The organism is Streptomyces sp. NPDC008079 (assembly GCF_042957385.1).
Classification (GTDB): Bacteria; Actinomycetota; Actinomycetes; order Streptomycetales; family Streptomycetaceae; genus Actinacidiphila.
Genome location: NZ_JBIBIC010000009.1, coordinates 65,094 through 82,920 on the forward strand (window position 1 = coordinate 65,094; position 17,827 = coordinate 82,920).

Annotated in this window: 14 protein-coding genes; 7 read left to right on the plus strand and 7 right to left on the minus strand. The window is 73.0% G+C overall.

Annotated elements, in window-relative coordinates; genetic code table 11:
* Window positions 1-26: 26 nt before the first annotated feature.
* Window positions 27-872, plus strand: coding sequence for a hypothetical protein (locus tag ACFZAM_RS20130; protein ID WP_391047751.1), 846 nt, complete (start codon window positions 27-29; stop codon window positions 870-872).
* A gap of 109 nt (window positions 873-981) precedes the next feature.
* Window positions 982-2,112, plus strand: a complete 1,131-nt coding sequence (locus ACFZAM_RS20135; RefSeq protein ID WP_391047752.1) for a sodium-dependent transporter — start codon at window positions 982-984, stop codon at window positions 2,110-2,112.
* Here the strand turns inward: ACFZAM_RS20135 and ACFZAM_RS20140 are convergent.
* Both ACFZAM_RS20140 and ACFZAM_RS20145 read right to left on the minus strand, forming a co-directional pair.
* Entirely contained in the window at window positions 2,075-2,893 is an 819-nt protein-coding gene (locus ACFZAM_RS20140; protein WP_391047754.1) for a hypothetical protein, read from the minus strand. The genes ACFZAM_RS20135 and ACFZAM_RS20140 overlap by 38 nt on opposite strands.
* Before the next feature lie 297 nt (window positions 2,894-3,190).
* Complete coding sequence (locus tag ACFZAM_RS20145; protein WP_391047756.1) at window positions 3,191-5,809, minus strand: polysaccharide lyase family 8 super-sandwich domain-containing protein; 2,619 nt, start codon at window positions 5,807-5,809, stop codon at window positions 3,191-3,193.
* 184 nt (window positions 5,810-5,993) lie between these two features.
* On the opposite strand from ACFZAM_RS20145, the gene ACFZAM_RS20150 reads away from it, so the two are divergent.
* Together ACFZAM_RS20150 and ACFZAM_RS20155 are read left to right on the plus strand one after the other, a co-directional pair.
* The gene (locus ACFZAM_RS20150) at window positions 5,994-6,452 is read left to right on the plus strand and encodes a deaminase (protein ID WP_391047758.1); all 459 of its coding nucleotides are present in this window, start codon (window positions 5,994-5,996) and stop codon (window positions 6,450-6,452) included.
* 99 nt (window positions 6,453-6,551) lie between these two features.
* On the plus strand, window positions 6,552-7,328 hold the full coding sequence (locus tag ACFZAM_RS20155; RefSeq protein ID WP_355334907.1) for a GNAT family N-acetyltransferase: 777 nt from the start codon (window positions 6,552-6,554) through the stop codon (window positions 7,326-7,328).
* Here ACFZAM_RS20155 and ACFZAM_RS20160 read toward each other — a convergent pair.
* On the minus strand, window positions 7,302-8,486 hold the full coding sequence (locus ACFZAM_RS20160; protein WP_391047759.1) for a SpoIIE family protein phosphatase: 1,185 nt from the start codon (window positions 8,484-8,486) through the stop codon (window positions 7,302-7,304). The genes ACFZAM_RS20155 and ACFZAM_RS20160 overlap by 27 nt on opposite strands.
* Before the next feature lie 190 nt (window positions 8,487-8,676).
* Window positions 8,677-9,207 carry a GNAT family N-acetyltransferase gene (locus tag ACFZAM_RS20165; RefSeq protein WP_391047761.1) on the minus strand — a complete coding sequence of 177 codons (531 nt, stop codon included), beginning with the start codon at window positions 9,205-9,207 and terminating at the stop codon, window positions 8,677-8,679.
* 22 nt (window positions 9,208-9,229) lie between these two features.
* On the opposite strand from ACFZAM_RS20165, the gene ACFZAM_RS20170 reads away from it, so the two are divergent.
* Both ACFZAM_RS20170 and ACFZAM_RS20175 read left to right on the plus strand, forming a co-directional pair.
* A complete protein-coding gene (locus ACFZAM_RS20170) occupies window positions 9,230-9,646 on the plus strand; it encodes a cupin domain-containing protein (protein ID WP_391047763.1) in 417 nt (138 codons plus the stop codon).
* 125 nt (window positions 9,647-9,771) lie between these two features.
* Window positions 9,772-10,467, plus strand: a complete 696-nt coding sequence (locus ACFZAM_RS20175) for a DUF2071 domain-containing protein (RefSeq protein WP_391048219.1) — start codon at window positions 9,772-9,774, stop codon at window positions 10,465-10,467.
* A 79-nt stretch (window positions 10,468-10,546) separates the two neighbouring features.
* Here the strand turns inward: ACFZAM_RS20175 and ACFZAM_RS20180 are convergent, their stop codons facing one another.
* The 3 genes from ACFZAM_RS20180 to ACFZAM_RS20190 all read right to left on the minus strand — a co-directional run bounded on the left by ACFZAM_RS20180 (window position 10,547) and on the right by ACFZAM_RS20190 (window position 16,226).
* Window positions 10,547-11,557, minus strand: a complete 1,011-nt coding sequence (locus ACFZAM_RS20180) for an alpha/beta hydrolase (RefSeq protein WP_355334916.1) — start codon at window positions 11,555-11,557, stop codon at window positions 10,547-10,549.
* A 216-nt stretch (window positions 11,558-11,773) separates the two neighbouring features.
* Entirely contained in the window at window positions 11,774-13,978 is a 2,205-nt protein-coding gene (locus ACFZAM_RS20185; protein ID WP_391047766.1) for an alpha-galactosidase, read from the minus strand.
* 118 nt (window positions 13,979-14,096) lie between these two features.
* Complete coding sequence (locus ACFZAM_RS20190) at window positions 14,097-16,226, minus strand: fibronectin type III domain-containing protein (RefSeq protein ID WP_391047769.1); 2,130 nt, start codon at window positions 16,224-16,226, stop codon at window positions 14,097-14,099.
* Window positions 16,227-16,559: 333 nt separating this feature from the next.
* Here ACFZAM_RS20190 and ACFZAM_RS20195 point away from each other — a divergent pair, with 333 nt between their 5' ends.
* Window positions 16,560-17,714, plus strand: a complete 1,155-nt coding sequence (locus ACFZAM_RS20195) for an ROK family protein (protein WP_391047772.1) — start codon at window positions 16,560-16,562, stop codon at window positions 17,712-17,714.
* Window positions 17,715-17,827: the final 113 nt, after the last annotated feature.

Below are 17,827 nucleotides of genomic sequence, written 5' to 3' on the forward strand. Positions count from 1 at the left end.
AGGCGCCGCGTGCCAGCCTGCGCGGCATGACAACGACCATGGAACGCTCGGGCTCCGCGCCCGGGGTGCGCACGATGCTCAACAAGGTGCCGGAAGTCACCGTCTACTTCTGGCTGATCAAGGTCTTGTGCACCACGGTCGGCGAGACCGCGGCGGACTATCTCAACACCAGTCTCCACATGGGCCTGACGAACACGACGTACGTGATGTCGGTGCTGCTGGTGGCGGCCCTGGTGGCGCAGTTCCGGGTACGGCGGTACGTGCCGGGCGTGTACTGGCTCGCGGTGGTGCTGATCAGCGTGGTGGGCACCTTGGTCACGGACAATCTGACCGACAACCTCGGGGTGGCGCTGACCACCACGACCGCGGTCTTCGCGGTCGTCCTGGCGGCGACCTTCGCGCTCTGGTTCGCCGTCGAGCGGACGCTGTCGATCCACAGCATCCGCACCCCGCGCCGTGAGGCGTTCTACTGGGCGGCGATCCTGTTCACCTTCGCCCTGGGCACGGCGGCGGGCGACCTGGTCGCGGAGCGGATGAACCTCGGCTACTGGCTCTCCGCGCTCGCCTTCGGCGCGGTCATCGCGGTGGTCGCGCTGGCGCACTTCCGGCTGCGGCTGAACGCCGTGCTCGCGTTCTGGCTGGCGTACATCCTGACCCGGCCGCTGGGCGCGTCCCTGGGCGACTACCTCTCGCAGCCGCGCGCGGACGGCGGTCTCGGCCTCGGCACGGTGGGCACCAGCGCGCTGTTCCTGGCCACGATCCTGGCGCTGGTCGTCTATCTGACCCGGACCCGCAAGGACCAGCGGCCCGCACCGCACACGCCGCTGGACGAGCACGCCCAGCAGGACCGGCGGGCGGCGGAAACCGCCTGATGACGTACGAGGCTGCCACCGTCCTGTCTGCGCTGATACGCGGCCCGCGCCGGTCACCGGCGTCCACCGGTCCCCCGTGCCGTATCGCAGCAGACAGGAACGACAGCCCGTGCGTGCTCCCTTCGTCCCCCGCGCCCTCGCGCGCGTCCAACGGTCCCTGACCTGGCTGATGGCCCTGGCCTACGCCGTCGCGACGGTCGCTCCCGCCGCCGGTCTGTGGCTGCGGCACCTGCGGTGGAGCGTGCCGCGCGGGGTCGGCGTACCGGCCGCCGCGCTGTCGCCGCCCTCGGCGCTGCTGGCGTTCGTGCTGTTCACGGCGGCCCTTCAGGTGCCGGTGCGGCGGCTGCCCGCGCTGGCCAGGCGCCCGGGGGCGCTGATGACCGGTACGGCGGTGAACGCGGCCGTGCCGCTGCTCGTCCTGCCCTTGCTGGCGGGACTGTTGCGGTTCTCGCCCGACACCGACGGCGGCAGCGGGCTGCTGACCGGGATCGCGCTCGTCGGCGCCATGCCGGTGGCCGGGGGCGCGACGGTCTGGGGCGGCCGGGCGGGCGGCAACCACGCGCTGGTGGTCGGCATCGTGCTCGCCTCCACGCTGCTCAGCCCGTTGACCACCCCGCTGACGCTCTCCATGGCCGCCGTCTTCGCGCACGGCCACTACGCCCACGATCTGGGGCGGATGGCCGGTGCGAGCAGCGGCGCCTTCGCGCTGGCCGGGGTCGTCACGCCGTGCCTGGCCGGGCTGTTGGCGCAGCGGATGACGTCGCGGGAGCGGCGGGACCGCGCGCTTCCCGGTCTGAAGCTGGCCGCGCTGCTGGCGTCACTGCTGCTGACGTACGCCAACGCGTGCGGCGCGCTGGGCGGTCAACTGCGGCACCCGCAGGTGGCGTTCATCGCCGCGTCGGTCGGTGTGGCGGCCCTGGCGTGCCTCGCGGCGCTGGCCGTCGGCTGGGGTCTGGCGCGCGGTCTGCGCAGTGACCGGGCCGACACGGTCGCGATCACGCTGGCCTCGGGGATGAACAACAGCAGCGCGAGCGCGGTGCTCGCGGCGACTCATCTTCCCGCGCATCCGCAGGTGTTGATGCCCGTGCTGGCGTACAGCATCGTGCAGAAATTCGGCGCGGGGGCGGTGGACAGCTTCCTCGGCCCCCGCGCCGCCGCCGGATCCCGGCGGCGGCGCGCGCGACCGCGCGCCACGTCCGGTGCTACGCGCCCGCGTTCGCGGGCAGGTCGCGGTGACTGACCGCCAGGAAGCCCACCAGCGCGGCGATCAGGACGGTGAGCACCAGGCTGACCGGTCCCGTGCCCCAGCCGAGGCCGCCGCGGTGGAGGGGTACGCCCATCCAGTCGGCGAAGGACGCGCCGAGCGGGCGGGTGAGGATGTACGCCCACCAGAAGGCGGCCACCGCGTTGAGCCCGAGGAAGCGGCCCGCGAGCGCCGGTACGGCGATCAGGACGGCGAAGACGACGCCGGAGGAGAAGTAGCCCAGGTGCAGGCTGCCCGCGGTGAGGTCGCCGGCCGCGGTGCCGAGCGCGAAGGTGGTCAGGACGGTCGCCCAGTAGAACGCCTCGCGGCGCGGGGTGCGGACGCTGTGGATGGACAGCGTCCCCTCGCCGGCGTACCAGGCGGTGAGCACGGCCGCGAGGATCAGCGAGAAGGCCATCGTGGAGACCGCGTACGGTACTCCGGCCACCACGTGCACGACGTCGGCGGCCATGGTGCCGAAGACGCTGACCATGACGATCGCCGACCAGTAGATCCACGGCGAGTAGCGCGGCGCGCGGAACTGGGCGACCAGCAGCGCCACCAGGCCGATCAGGCCGAGGCCGCCCGCGACGACCGGGCCGAGCGCGCGGGCCAGGAAGTCCGAGGTCGTCTCGCCCATGCCGGTGGTGAGCACTTTGGTCAGCCAGAACCAGGCGGTCACCTCCGGCACCTTGCTCAGGGCGCCGCCGGCCGCGAGGCCGCTCCGCCCCGTCCGCCGGTGCCGTACGGGACCGGCGCCCGCCGACTCGTACGGCATCGCTCCGACCGTCCACGCACGCGCGGACCGCTGCTCCACAGGTTGTTCCACAGGACCGCAACTCTCCCGGCGCGCAGGCCGATTCCGCTCTCCGCACAGCACGGCCCCGAGCACGCGCCGACCAGGGCGGCGAGCCCCGACAGGCCGACGACTACACGACTGTAGACGAACGGCATGCGGGCGAATCGGACACGCGGGCGGTCCGCGCCGATCCTTTGCCGACCCCTTACCGGGACCCGCGACGGACAGCGCCCACGGCGGTCGCCGCGGTTCCCGGGGACCGGCCGGGCCAGGCGGTCAGCGCAGCGTGGCCGTGAAGCTGCGGCCGTACGCGTGCCGGGTGGTCACCTCGACGCGGGTGCCGCCGGGCACACGGGAGACGCGCACGCCGTCGTCGGCGGTGACCGCGCGCAGCGGACGGCCCCGGAGGACGAGCGTGATCCGGTCGCGCTGCGTGGTGGGGTCGGCGACGGCGAGGGAGACCACGCCGCGCCGGTCCTCCCGCAGCAGGACGGACGCGGGCCCTTCGACGGAGAGCCGCTCGGCGTGGTGCGGGCCCGCGGTGAAGGTGTTGACGGCGAGCAGGCCCAGGTCGCGGTGGCGTATCGCCTGCGCCGCCGTGGAGTTGGCGACCACCGACAGCGGGCCGCGGGCGTACGACCGCAGACGCGCCTCGCTGGCGTGCGGGACCAGGGCGTACGCCACGGAGACCGGCCGCGCTCCGGCGGCCTGCTCGACGCGGACGGCGAAGACCTGCTTGGTCACGGTGGTGTCGGGGTTGGAGGTACGGACGACGCGGCGGCTGCGGGCGACGGTGTCCAGCGCGACGGTGGTGCGCGGTCCGGACCGCCCGTGTCCCCGGTCCGGTTGTCGCCGGTCCTCGAAGCCGTCGAGGAAGACGTACCCCACGGCCGTGCCCTGGCCCGCGTCGGCGTAGCGCAGCCAGGCCAGCGGCGCGGTGCCGGTGCCGGACCACGGGGCGCCGTCGCGCAGCCGCCCGGTGAGGGTGACCGGGTCCGCCGGGTCGGCGATCCGGGTGTCGAGCGTCGTGGTCACCGCGCGGCCCGCGCCGTCGCCGACTCCGGCGGCGAGGACGACGATCTCGTCGTCGAGCATGAACCAGGACTTCGTGGCGTCCGCGTTGCGGTAGACGACGAAGTCGTCCGGCAGGAGCCCGGCCCGCTCGGCGGCGTAGGCGGCGTCGTCGGACTGCACGAAGGCGGCCGTCCCGTACGCGCCGAGGGTGGCGCCGCCGGAGAGGGCGTTGGTGGCGCGCGGGAAGTAGACGTAGGTGTTCTGCGACTCGGAGGAGGCGGTGAAGCCCTGGTCCGGGTTGTCGTACCAGGCGGTGCCGTACAGCTCGGGCACGCTGCGCCGGGTCTCGACGGGGGCGGTGACGCCCGCGAGGCCGTAGGGCGACACGGCGGTGAGGTAGTCGATGCCGTAGGCGCGGGTCTGGTCCTGGCCGGTGAGATAGAGGTAGTGGGCGCCGTCGCCCTGGAACCACGGCAGCAGATTCTCGCCGCTCATGTACTCGTACTTGCTGATCCTGGCCGAGCTGCGGGCCAGCGCGAAGGCGTAGCCGGGGCGGCGGTGGACGGTCCGGTCCATGGAGTTGAGGGCCGCGTGGTGCGCGGCCGGGACGAGGTCGCGCGCCGGGGCCGAGGTGTCGGCGAGGATGTCGGCGTAGCGGACGACGGTCGTCGGGGAGACGAAGGTGACCGGGTCGAGGGCGGCCCGCGAGGTCTGCCGTACGTAGCGGACGTAACCGGCCAGCGCCGCCGCGTCGTTCGCGGAGGCGTAGGCGGATATTCCGGTGACGGCCTCGACGACGGTGGCGACGTCCGCGTATCCGGTGGTGGTCCTGGAGATCGCGCGGCCCTTGACGATCTCGGTCATCCACCCCTCGAAGATCAGCGGGGCGAAGCCCTCGGCGATCCAGCCCTGCACGACGCCGATCAGGTCGTCGCCCTGCACATGGCTGGTGCCGTCGAGCATCCGGACCGTCTGCACGACGCGGCTCAGCAGCCCGGTGCCGTACGAGCCGGTGTAGGCGACGGAGGCGTGCTGGATGAAGGAGCCGTCCGCGTAGAAGCCGTCGGTGACGCCGTGCCGCAGACCGTACGGGTCGATCGTGGCGAAGACCGTCAACTGGTCGGCGACGGCCTTGGACGTGCGGGCGTCGTCGCCGAGGACCGCGCCTTGCAGGATGCGGTTGGTGGTGATGTCGGCGAGGTTCGCGCCGGTGTGGAAGCGCGAGTCGAGGTCGACGTCGCCGTCCTTGCCATTGCGCAGATAGGCGTCCATGGCGGCCACGAACGCGGCGGTGAGGTCGGGCCGGTAGGCGGCGAGGGCGTCCTGGAGGAGCAGCAGCGTCTTGGTGACGTGGGTGGAGATGCCGATCTCCCAGTTGAACCAGTTGCCGTAGTAGCCCTTCGCCTGGTCGCCGTAGTAGCCGTCGTAGAGGAAGGCCAGGCCGTCGATGACGCGCCGCTGCACGGCCACGTCGTCGCGCAGCCCGGAGCCCGGACCGCCGGGCGCGCCGGGTACGCGGGTCGCGAGCGCCGTCTCGTACAGGTACTGGAACGACGTCGTCAGGTTGGTGTCGCTGGTGCCGAGCGTCAGGCCGCCGAAGAGCTGATGCGCTCCTGCCGTGCCCAGCGCGGCCAGCCTGGCGCGGGCGGTCGCCTCGATCGCGGTGAGCTTCGCGGCGACCTCGGGGCGAACGTTGGACTCGGCGGTACCGGCGAAGACCGCCACCGTGTTGGCGACGAGCGCCGCCTGGTCCGCGCTCGCGCCGTGCGCGCCGCCCGCCGGGACCGGGCCGTCCGCGGCTCGCGCGCGCAAGGGTGCGACCAGGGCCGTCAGGCTCGCCGCCGGGACCGAGGAGAGCAGGACACGACGGGATATCGGCACGGCGGCGGCTCCAGGGAAACGGGGACGGAAAGCGCTTGCTGCATTGAAGCAACGCGGGCCACGCCTGTCACTACCCTTGCACGGCGTCCGCGCCGGGCCACGGGGGAAGGGAGCGGTTCCGCGCCTCGGACCGTCCGCCGCCGACGGCATTGCGGCGGCGCTCCCCCGCGGCCACAGTGGGCACATGACTGACGCGGCGGCCCCGGAACCGACAACGATGCTGGCCACGGCCCTGGAGGAGGCCCGCGCCGGGCTCGCCGAGGGCGGCATCCCGATCGGCGCGGCCCTCTTCGGCCAGGACGGGCACGTGCTGGGCCGCGGGCACAACCGCCGAGTGCAGGACGGCGACCCGTCGGCGCACGGCGAGACCTCGGCCTTCCGGGCCGCCGGACGGCTGCGCGGATACGGGCGCACGACGATGGTGACGACGCTGTCCCCGTGCTGGTACTGCTCGGGGCTGATCCGGCAGTTCGGCATCGGCCATGTGGTGATCGGCGAGGCGCGCACCTTCTCCGGCGGCCACGACTGGCTCGCGGAGCACGGCGTGCGGATCACGCTGCTGGACGACCCCGACTGCGTCGCGCTCATGCGGGACTTCATCACGGCGCGGCCCGAGCTCTGGTACGAGGACATCGGGGAGTGACGGCCGACCGGTCGCGCCTCCCCGAGGCGGCGGTACGGCGCGCGGGCGGCGGGAAATACGCTTGCGGCGCCGTGACCAGGTGTTCCTAGACTGGGCGGTATGCCCGCCGTCGAGGTCTCCGCCGTCGATCTGCACCGCATCGCGTCCTTCCGCGCCGCCTTCCAGCGGCGGCAGGCCCGGTGCGTCGTCGAGTTCCCCGGCGGCGCGGCGGTCCTCAACGGCGCGTACGCCGCCTCCCACGAGCACAATCAGATCGTCGTGGAGGGACCGGTGGCGGTGGACGAGCTGCCCGCGTTCGCCGACGCCGTACTCGCCCATCTGCCGCACCGCCGGATCTCGGTGCTGGACGACGAGTTCGGTGTGCTGTGCGCGCCGACGCTGCTCGCGGCCGGTTACGAGCACGAGACGGAACTGGTGATGCGGCACTCGGGTCCCGCGCCCGCGCCGGACCCGGCCGCCGAGACCGTCACGCCGCGGGCCCTGCGGTCCGCCGTGCTGCGCCAGACGCGGCAGTGGCTGCCGAAGGCCGACGACGAGGTGCTGCGCCAGCTCACCGACCGCCGCGCCGCCCGGCTGCGGGGCGCGGAACAGGTGCGTTTCCTGGCGGTCAGGGACGAGCAGGGGGCGGTCGGCGCGTGGACCGACCTCTACCTCGACCCGGCGGAGGGCATCGCGCAGATCGAGGAGGTCGTCACCGCGACCACGCATCAGCGGCGCGGCTACGCGGACGTCAATCTCGCCACCGCCGTGCACCTGGCGGCCGGGTGCCCGCTGCTGTTCCTGATCGCGGACGCGGACGACTGGCCGCGCACCTGGTACGCGCGGCGGGGCTTCACCCCGATCGGCCGCTCACACGTCTTCACCCGCGCCGCGTGAACCGGGTGAGCCGCCGCCTGAGCCGGACGAGCCGTCCGCGCTGCCCGAACCGCGCGAATCGTACGCCCCCGCGCGGGAGCGTACGAGCACGGCGGCGATGTCGTCGTCGAGCTGTCCGTCGCTGAAGCGCAGCAGCTCGGCGCGGAGCTGGTCGAGCAGTTCCCTGGGCTCCACGGGCGGTCTGCCGCTCACCCATCGGCGCAGCGAGAAGAACGCGCCCGTGTCGTCGCGGGTCTCGATGACGCCGTCGGTGTAGAGCAGCAGCCGGTCGCCGCGGACCAGCGGGACGGTGTCCATGCGGTAGTCGGATCCGATCAACACGGCCATGTTGAGGGGCGGTGACGGGGCGCTCGGGTCGAGGGACGTGGCCTGGTCGCCGCGCAGCAGCAGCGGCGGCGGGTGGCCGCAGTTGAGGAGGACGGCGTGGCCTCCGTCGGCCGGGATCTCGACGAACAGGGCGGTGGCGAAGCGCTCGGGCGCGTCGCCGCCGGGGATCGACGCGCTGTAGCGGACCACACTCCTGTCCAGCCTGCGCGCGACCGCCGCGAGGTCGGGTTCGTCGTGGGCGGCGTCGCGGAAGCTGTTGGCGATCGCCCCGGCCGCGCCCGCCGCGTTCAGCCCTTTGCCGCGGACGTCGCCGATGAGCAGGCGTACGCCGTGCGGGGTGTCGGCCGCCGCGTAGAAGTCACCGCCGATCCGGGCCTCCGCGGCGGCGGCCACGTACAGCGTCTCGACGTCCACGTTCCCGACACGGGGCGGCACCGGCCGCAGGACGACCGCCTGTGCGGTGTCGGCCACCGATCTGACCTGGGTGAGGGTCTCCTCGCGGTGCAGCCGGCTGTGCGCCGCGTATCCGGCCGCGGCGGTGACCACGGCGATCGCCCCGGCCGTGAACAGCATGTTCGGGGAGTCGATGATGAGCGAGTCACCGACCACCACGGCGGTCGCCACCACGCCCAGCGCGACGGTCGGGCGCACCGGCCACATGGAGGCGGCGAGCGCGGGAGCGGCGGGCAGCAGGCGGCTGATCGCGAAGTCGGTCGGAGTGACCAGCGCCACCACTATGATCATCACGGTCAGCAGGAGCGGGGTCAGGAGGACGGGATCCCATCGGACGTCCGGCCACCAGGAGCGCCAGCGGGATCGGATCGTCTTCACACCGTCGAGCATAACGGTGCATATCGGACAATACGTCTTCCCGGCCAGGCGGGTCGGCCGCTTCCTGTCGCGTACGCGAGGGCATGTGAACCGCGCCGCGCGGCCGTCCGCCGGTCTCCCCGGCCGACCGGCTGACCGGCCGACTGACCGACTGACCGTACGTCCATGAGCCGGACGCGGTGAGTCCGCCCTACGGGGTCCACTCGTCGGCGAGCAGCCCGAGGACCACCTCGTCGAGGAAGGAGCCGTACACCCAGGCCGCCCGGCGCAGCGTTCCCTCGACACGGAATCCGGCGCGTGTGGCCGCGGTGATCATCCCGGTGTTGTCGGCGAGGGTTTCGAGCTGGATCCGGTGCAGACCGCGCACGACGAAGCCGTAGTGGCACAGCGCGCGCACGACGTCGGTGCCGAGGCCGCGACCGCGGTAGGCGGGGCGCAGACCGATCCCGAGGTGGGCGAGCCGGTTGTGGGTGTCGATTCCCCACATCGAGGCCGCGCCCGCCAGCTCCCGCGTCCGCGTCTCCACCACGGAGAAGACGACCACCTCCGGAGGAAGCCCGTTCACCGCGTACGGTGAGTCCGCCGTGCCCGGCGATATGGGGCGCCAAGGGCGGGAGTCGGAGCGGGACCTGCCCACCACGTCGTCCTGCAACTCGGCGTGGAGCACCGGGACATCGCTCTCGATCCTGGCCCTGAGCTGGATTTTCTCGCCTTCTATCACCCGGCATTGCTATACCGGCCGCATGCGTCGGTCAACCGAATTCGAGGCCGGCGCCCGCACCCCCGTACCCGTGCTGAAAGAGGTCTCCCCCGTGAAGGACGAACACGAATTCCTCGCCGCCGCGGACATCCCGTGGACCCCGGCGGAGGGCTCGCCGGGCGTCAGCGAGCGCGTGCTGTCCGCCGACCCGGCCGCCGACGGCGCGGAGCTGACCCGGCTCGCGCGCTGGGAGCCGGGGCTCGACACCTCAGCCGCCGGGGTGATCAGGCACGCCTACTACGAGGAGGTCTATCTCCTGGAGGGCGAGCTGGAGGATCTGACCCTGGGGAAGACCTTCGCCAGCGGCCACTTCGCCTCCCGCCCTCCCGGCATGCCGCACGGCCCGTACCGCACGGGCCCCGGCTGTCTGATGCTGGAGATCCGCTACCGCCCGAGCTGACCGGCCGTCCCCCGGAGCCCGGCCGGTGACGCGGCGGTGGCATGCTGGACGGCGTGTCCACCATCCCCGCCGACGCGGAGCCGATCGTGGCCGAGGCGCCGCCCGGCGCCGCGGCCGAGCCGCTGATGACGCAGTGGTGGCTGGACCTGGCTTTCGTGCACTGGCCGGTGGAGCCTGGGCTGGTGGCACCGCTGCTGCCGCCGGGCGTACGGCCCGACACCCTGCACGGCGTCACGTACGTGGGTCTGGTCGCCTTCCGCATGCACCGGGTCGGCTGGTTCCGGCTGCCCGGTGTGCCGTACCTGGGCACCTTCCCCGAGACGAATGTGCGGCTGTACTCGGTGGACGAGCGGGGGCGGCGCGGTGTGGTGTTCCGGTCGCTGGACGCGTCCCGGCTGATACCGGTCGTCGTGGGCCGGGGCGTCTTCCGGCTGCCCTATCTGTGGTCGCGGATGTCGGTGCGCCGGGACGCCGACACCATCACGTACACCAGTTCCCGCCGCTGGCCGGGGCCGCGCGGCGCGCGGGCCTCGCTGAGCGTACGGATCGGTGAGCCGGTGGCGGAGCCCACGGAACTCGAACACTTCCTCACCGCCCGCTGGGGCATGCACAACGCCTTCTTCGGGCGGCCGGTGTATCTGCCCAACGCCCATCCGCGCTGGCCGCTACACCGCGCCGAGCTGCTGTCCCTGGACGAGGACGTGGTGACGGCCGCCGGTCTGGCCCGGCCGCTGGGGGACCCGGTCAGCGTGCTGTACTCCCCCGGCGTCCCGGTCCGCTTCGGCCTGCCGAACAAGCCCGCGGGCATCCCGACCCCGTAGCGCGGGTCCCCTGCCCTTGCGGACTCCCGTCACCGCCGGTCATCATCGCCGGGCTTTACAGTCGCTCATACCGCCGGTCTTACGGTCGGCCGCGCCAGGCCACGGCCGGTTCCCGGAGCGTGCCGGCCGCGGCCGACTCGGGGGCGCTGCAGTACGGCAGGTCGTCCAGCGGGTGGCCGGCGCAGAAGCGGGTGACGAGGTCGGCGAAGTCCGCGATCCGCTCGACCGGCGCGAGGTGGTCGGTCTCGTCGATGGTCAGGAAGGTGGCCGCGCGCAGCACCGCGGCGACCTCGCGGCCCATCTCCGGGGTGCACAGCGTGTCGTACTCGCCGGTGACGACCAGGCTGGGCACCGCGGGTACGGGCTCCGGCCGGTACCACTCGTGCCGCATCAGCCGCTTGTTGTGCTCGGCGGACTTCCGCAGCTGCTCGGCGTCCTGGCCGATCAGACCGCCGTACACCAGGCGGGCGACGGCCGCGTGCTTACGTACCCGGCCGGTGCCGGGCGGGGACATGAAGCGGTCGGTGAGCTCGCGGGCGATCCGGTCGGTCTCGCCGCGGTCGATCATGCCGTCCCAGCGTTCCATGGCCGCCGCGTAGTCCGGCGGGATCCGGGTCGTCATGCCGACGAAGAACAGCCGCTCGACCCGCGCCGGGTAGTGCTGGGCGAAGCGCAGGCCGACGGCGCCGCCGAAGCAGGCCGCGACGAGGTTGACGGCGGGCACGACCAGCTCGTCCAGCAGATGCCGGACGACGGCGGCGAGGAAGTCGATGCCGTAGAACGCCGGGAGGAAGTCGGCGGTGCCGTAGCCCGGCAGGTCGACGGTGATCACGTCGGCCGCGGTGCCGATCCGCTGCTCGTGCCGCATCCACGAGTGCCGGTCCTGGGAGGAGCCGCCGAGGATCAGCAGGGGGGCGTCGACCGGCCGTTCGTGGTGCCTGATCCGGCAGGTGTACCGGAAGCCCTCGTACTCCAGATGCCACTCACTGATCCGGGCGAATGGCCGCGCCGTGGCGCCGTCGCTCTGGGCGGGCACCGGGCCGGGCAGGCAGGCGGTCGGCTCCTCGCGGGCGGCGGTGGCGAAGGACAAGGGGACTCCAGGGTTCGATGGCGGGCATCGACTCCTGCCTAACAGGGCGAACCGCCTCCGTGCGGGTCCGTGACCCGTTCGAGGGCGGTTCGCCGTGCCGCCTGCGCCGGTGGATTCGACATTCGTACACCTGGGGTACGAATGCCTCCCCCAATGGGCTCCCCCGGTCCGTACGCCCGTCGGCCGGCCGGTCCGCCGGCCGGCCGGTCCGCCGGGTCAAGGTGCCGTGCGCACCTCGATGAGCATCGCGTGCTCCGGGTCGAGCGTGGGCATGGGGATTCCCGCCGTGGCCAGGACGGCGCCGGGCAGCGGCAGCCAGCCCTCGAGGGCGCGGGCCAGCCACGGCGGTGCGGTCGTCTGGTGGAAGGAGGGCAGGCCGATCTCGGTGCGGACGCGGACCTGGTAGGCGGTGGCGGGGTCGAGGCCCGGCAGCCGGACGCGGCCCGACTGGCCCTCGGGCGAGGTGGCGATCCTGGCCCACGCGTACAGCGCGGCCGAGCCGTCGGCGGCGACGACGCCGTGCAGCAGGACGGCGCCGCCCGCGAGGTCGGCGCGGACCACCCGTCCCGAGTGCAGCAGCGGGCGCTGCTCGCGGTACAGCGCGGACCAGTGGGTGAGCCGGGCCAGCTCCTCGGGGGTGCAGCGGCTGAGGTCCTGTTCGATGCCCGCGTGGCCGAACAGGGCGGTGGCCATCCGGAAGGTGTCGGTGCCGGGACGGCTCGTGGTGTGGCTGGGCGTGGGGCCGACGTGCGCGCCGAAGAGTTCCGGCGGCAGCAGCTGGCCAGTCCAGCGCTGGATGGTCTGCCGTTCCACCGGGTCGTTGCAGTCCGAGGCCCACACCCGGTCGGTACGGGCGAGGATGCCGAGGTCGATCCGGCCGCCGCCGCTGGCGCAGCTCTCGATCTCCAGGCCCGGGTGGCGGGCCTTGAGCGCGTCGATCAGCCGGTACAGCGCGAGGACCTGGGCGCGGCTTCCGGGCCGGTCGACGCCGCCGGGGCCGCGCTCGACCGCCTCGTGCAGCTCGCGGTTGTGGTCCCACTTCAGGTAGCCGATCCCGTACCGGCCGACGAGGGTGTCGAGCGAGGTGAGCAGGTACTGCCAGGCGTCCTCGTTGGCGAGGTCGAGCGTGTACTGGTGCCGGGAGCTGGGTCCGAGGCCCGCCGAGGGGCCGAGGATCCAGCCCGGGTGCTCGCGGGCGAGGTCGGAGTCGAGGTTGACCATCTCCGGCTCGACCCACAGGCCGAATTCCATGCCGAGGGAGCGGACGTGGTCGGCCAGCGGGGTCAGGCCGTCGGGCCAGACGGTCGCGTCCACCGTCCAGTCGCCGAGGCCCGCGGTGTCGTCGCGGCGCCCCTTGAACCAGCCGTCGTCCAGGACGAAGCGCTCGACGCCGACCTCGGCGGCCCGGTCGACCAGCCGCAGCAGCCGGTCCAGGTCGTGGTCGAAGTAGACCGCCTCCCAGCTGTTGAGGATCAGCGGGCGCGGGGTGGCCGGGTGGGTGGGGCGGGCGCGCAGCAGGGTGTGGAAGCGGTCGGCGAGCCCGTCAAGGCCCGCGTCGGACCAGGCGAACCAGCAGACCGGGGAGGTGTACGACTCCCCCGGTGCCAGCCGTACCTCGCCCGCGCGCAGCAGTTCGCCGCCGCCGAGCACCACGGCGTGGTCGCTGCCCGCGCCTTCCGGCAGCCGCTCGACGAGATACCGCTGGTCGCCGCTCCACCCGACGTGGAGGCCCCACACCTCGCCGTCCCGGAAGCCGAAGCCGGGCACGCCGACGGTCAGCAGGTACGGCGAGTCGACGCCGGGCTTGCCGCGCCGGACCTCGCGGACGTACGAGCCGTAGTGCAGCGGGCGGCGCTGCGGGGAGCGTTCCCTGCTCCACTTGCCGGTGAAGTCCAGTACCTCACCGGCGCGTTCGGGCAGCGGCAGCAGCAGGCCGAGCGCGGACAGGTCGTACGGCGCCGGGTCCGTGCCGGAGTCCGCCGCCTGCCCCGCGGTCAGCTCGGCGTGCACCCCGAGCACGCCCGACGGCTCCAGGCGGTAGGTGACGGTGACGGCCAGGTCGCTGACCTCGTCCCGCAGGCGGATCACCAACTCACCGCCGCCGGGCACTTCGCGCTGCTCGGCGCCGGTCAGGGACGGCCGCGGGGTGGTCGCGGTGCCCGCCCGGTGGCCCTGCTGGGCGGGGCTGCCGGACCAGCCGTCGGCCTCGGTGGGCCAGACGGTGAACCGGCGCGGGACGTCGAGGGAGTTGTTGAGCACCGCGCCCTCGGCGGTCAGGCTCAGCGCGGCGAGGTCGGCGTCCGAGAGATCGCCGAGGTCGGCGCCCCAGTGCAGGACTCTGGGCACCGGCTCGCCGAGCACCACGACGAGGGCGGCGCCTGCCGCGCGCAGGGTGACGATCCGCGCGGGGATGGTGGTCATGAATGAGTCCTTTCCGCAGGTCCGGTGACCATCATCGTCATCGGGCACCAGGGCGCCGCCGGTGGGGTGCGGCAGCCGTGGCGGCTGCCGCGCCCCAACCGCGGGACGGCGACCGGGGTCAGACGGTGACGCGGTCGACGTCCGAGGCGTAGTCGGCCGGGTTGCCGAAGGTGACGGTGTTGTCGCCCGCCTTCAGGTGGACCGGTACGGTCACGGACCGCGCCACGCCCCAGTTGTTGTCGTTGCCGCCGGGCAGCGGGAGCTGGAACGACGAGCCGCCCGCGGTGACCACGGCGGTGCGGCCGGAGGACCCGTCCGCGTAGCCGAGCGTGAGGAGGTAGGTGCCGTCCTTCGGCGCTGTCACATAGTTGATGGCGACCGCGCTGTCCCCGCCGAGGTTGCCGACTTTCTTTCCGCCGGAGCAGGCGGCGCAGTCGGTGATGCTCGCGTTTCCGGTGAGGGTGTTGGCGGGGGCTTCCGCTTCGTAGGTGACGCGTCCGCCGGGGGCGGGGGTGGTGACCGGAACCGGTTTGCCGGGCGCGGAGTGGCGTCCCTTGGCGTCGTGGGCGGTGACGGTGAAGGTGTAGCCGGTGGCGGGGGTGAGGCCGGTGACGGTGGCGGAGGTGGTGCCGGTCGAGGTGGCCTTGCGGCCGTTGACGTACACGTCGTATCCCGTGGTGGCGGGGCCGGTGTTCACCGGGTTCCAGGCCAGGGAGACGGTGGTGGCGGTGGACGCGGTGCCGTGGACGCCGAGGGGGGTGCCGGGGGCGGGGGTCTTCTTGGCGGGGGTGAGGGTGAACAGGCGGGAGCCGTGCGGGGGCAGGTTCTTCGTCAGGTGGCCCGAGGCGCTGCCGAGGCCGGTGCGGCTCCACAGGTCGCGGACGGCGGCCTTGCCGGTGATGCCGAGGTCGGCGAAGTCCGCGGTGACGTCGGCGGGTGCGCTGCCGAGGTTGAACAGGGCGACGGTGTACGTTCCGTCGGTGTTGCGGGCGTACCAGACCTGCTGGTCGGTGGCCTGGCTGACGGGCCTGGCGGGGTTGCCCGCCTGGTCGACCGCGATCACCTCGTCGTTGGTGAGGAGTTTCAGGCCGTAGGGGTCGAGTCGGGTGAGGTCGTCGCCGGAGTACAGCGGTGCGGACTCGACCGCCCACAGCGTCATGTAGGTCTGCCGTTCGGCGTCGGTGAGGCCGTCCATCGCGCCTGCGCCGACGTCGAGCGAGTCGAGGTTGTTCCAGTGGCCGGGGCCTGCGTCGTCGATCCACTGGACGACGTCGTTCCACCGCTGCTTGACGGAGTTGTCCCAGGTCACCAGCGTGTCGCAGTAGCACTCCACGTCGGTGTCGACCCGCCACCCGTTGGAGTTCGGCTTCCACACGTCCGCCCGGTCATGACTCAACGACCAGGACACCGTGAACTGAATCGGACGGCCGGTCTTCTGGAGCGCGGCGTGCCATGCCTGGACGTCGGGGATGTTGTCGTGGGCCGCGTCGCCCTGGTTGGAGCCGGGGCCGACGCCGTCGACCTTGAGGAAGTCCACGCCCCAGCCCGCCAGTTGGGCCGCGACGGAGTCGATGTACTTCGCGGCGCACGGGCTGGAGAAGTCCATCTGGTAGGAGACGTCGTCCCAGCCGCTGGTCTTGCGCAGGTCCGGGTAGACGATGTCCTTGGTCGTACAGCCCGGTGCCCCGTAGACCGGCGACTTCCCGTCGTTGTACGCGTCGAAGTAGAGCCCGACGGCCAGATAGGCGCCGAATTTCAGGCCCTTGGCGTGCACGTAGTCCGCCAGACCCTTCAGTCCGTCGGGGAACGTCGTGGCATTGGGCATCGGACGGCCGTAGTGGTCGAAGCCGCCGACCCAGCCCGAGTCGATGTTGATGTACTCGTAGCCGTGGGACTTGAGCTTCTTGGCCACCACATCGGCCTGCTGCTTCACATGCGCCTCGGTCAGCCAGCTCATCCCGCCGTAGCCGGGGAAGTTGGTCGACTCCAGGCTCCAACTGCTCCAGCCCATGTACGGCTTGGCGGCCAGGACCGGGGACGGGGCGGGGGCGGCTCGGGAGACGGCGGCTTGTACGGACTCGGGTGCGGAGCCGGGCGCGGCAGCGGGCGCCGACGCGGACGCCGGTACGGCGAAGGCCGCGATCAGCGCTCCGGCCGCCAGCAGGGCGGGGAGGACGGCGTTCCGGGCGCCGCCCCTGGCGCGGGCGGCACGGGCGCTGAGGCGTACGGGTCCATCGGAAGGTGCCATGACTGCTCCATCTCGGCACCGTGCGCGGGCACGGCGGGGCCGGGTGACGAGGAGGGTTGGTTGGCGTGGACGCCTGCGCTCGCGGGGCGGTCCGAGGGGACGCCGCCCCGTGCGCAGGCCGCGGCCGGAGGGGAGGAACGCCGGTCGCGCTCCTGCCGTTCGGGGCCGTCCCGGACCCCGTTCGGCTGTGGAGTGCGGCGACTGTAGCCAGAGTTTCCTTCCAGCGTCAACATAGTCGCCACCTGGTTTCCCGGCGGATTCTGTGAATTCTGTGCACCCCTCGCGCCACTCTCGCCTTCCCTTACCTTCCGGCGGAAAGGTAGGGTCGGAGACGTGACTCCCGCCGATCAGCCGCCCGCCGCCGCCCTGGTGTTCCAGACCCTGCTCGCCCACGGGCCGCTCACCCGGGCCGAGGCCGGCCGACGTACCGGCCTGTCCGCGGGGGCCGTCACCAAAGTGACGGCGCCGCTGCTGAGCGACGGCTGGATCACCGAGCTGAGCACCCCGGCCCCGAAGCGGGCGACCGGCAGACCCGCCACGCTGATCGCGGTACGCCCGGAGCGGGCCCGCTTCATCGGCGTCAAGGTGACCGCGGACGAGCTGATCGGCGTACTGGCCGATCTCACGGCCAAGCCGCTCGTGGCACGCCGGGTCACCCTCGACTCGCGGGATGTCGGCACCGTGGTGCTGGCCATCGCCCGGCTGGTCAAGCGGCTGCGCGCGGCGGCCGGGCCCGCGCACGGCGAGGACGTGCACAGCATCGGCGTGACCATCTCCGGCGACGTCGACGGGCAGACCGGCATCGTGCAGTACTCACCGTTCCTCAACTGGCGCCGGGTCGCGCTGGCTCAGCTCGTCGAGACCGCCACCGGCACACCGACGGTGATCGAGAACGACGTACGCGCGCTGACCGTCACCGAGCAGTGGTTCGGCGCGGGCGCGGGCCTGGACTCGTTCGCGCTGATCACCGTCGGCGCCGGGATCGGCTGCGGACTCTCCATCCGCGGGCGCGTGGTGTCGGGGGCGCACGGCGTGTCGGGGGAGGTCGGCCACCTGCCGGTCGGCGGCACCGAGCGGACCTGCACCTGCGGCAACACCGGCTGCGTGGAGGCCGTCGCGTCCACGCACGCCATCACCGAGCAGGCCAGGCAGGCCACGGGGAATCCGGGGCTGACGATGACCGAAGCGGTACGGCTGGCGCACGCCGGGGACGAGGCGGTCCGCGCCGTGTTCTCCCGCGCCGGGCACGCGCTCGGCCTCGCCATCGCCTCGGTCGCCAACCTGATCGGCCCCGAGCGGATCATCATCTCCGGCGAGGGCGTGGCGACCTACGACCTGTTCGCCGACCAGATCCGCGAGACCTTCGCCGCCCAGGCGTTCGGCGCCGCCGCCGAGTGCGATCTGCTGCTGCGCCCGCTGCCGTTCGAGGAGTGGGCGCGCGGCGGCGCGGCCGTGGCGGCGCAGCACCTCTTCGCGCCGGTCAAGTAGCCGGTCGGGTTACGGGTCGGGGAACCGGGCGAGCAGCGGTTCGGGGAACGGGGCGGGCAGCGGGCGGGGCGGCCGGTCACGTAGCGGACCGGCGGCAGCGCGACCACGGCCGC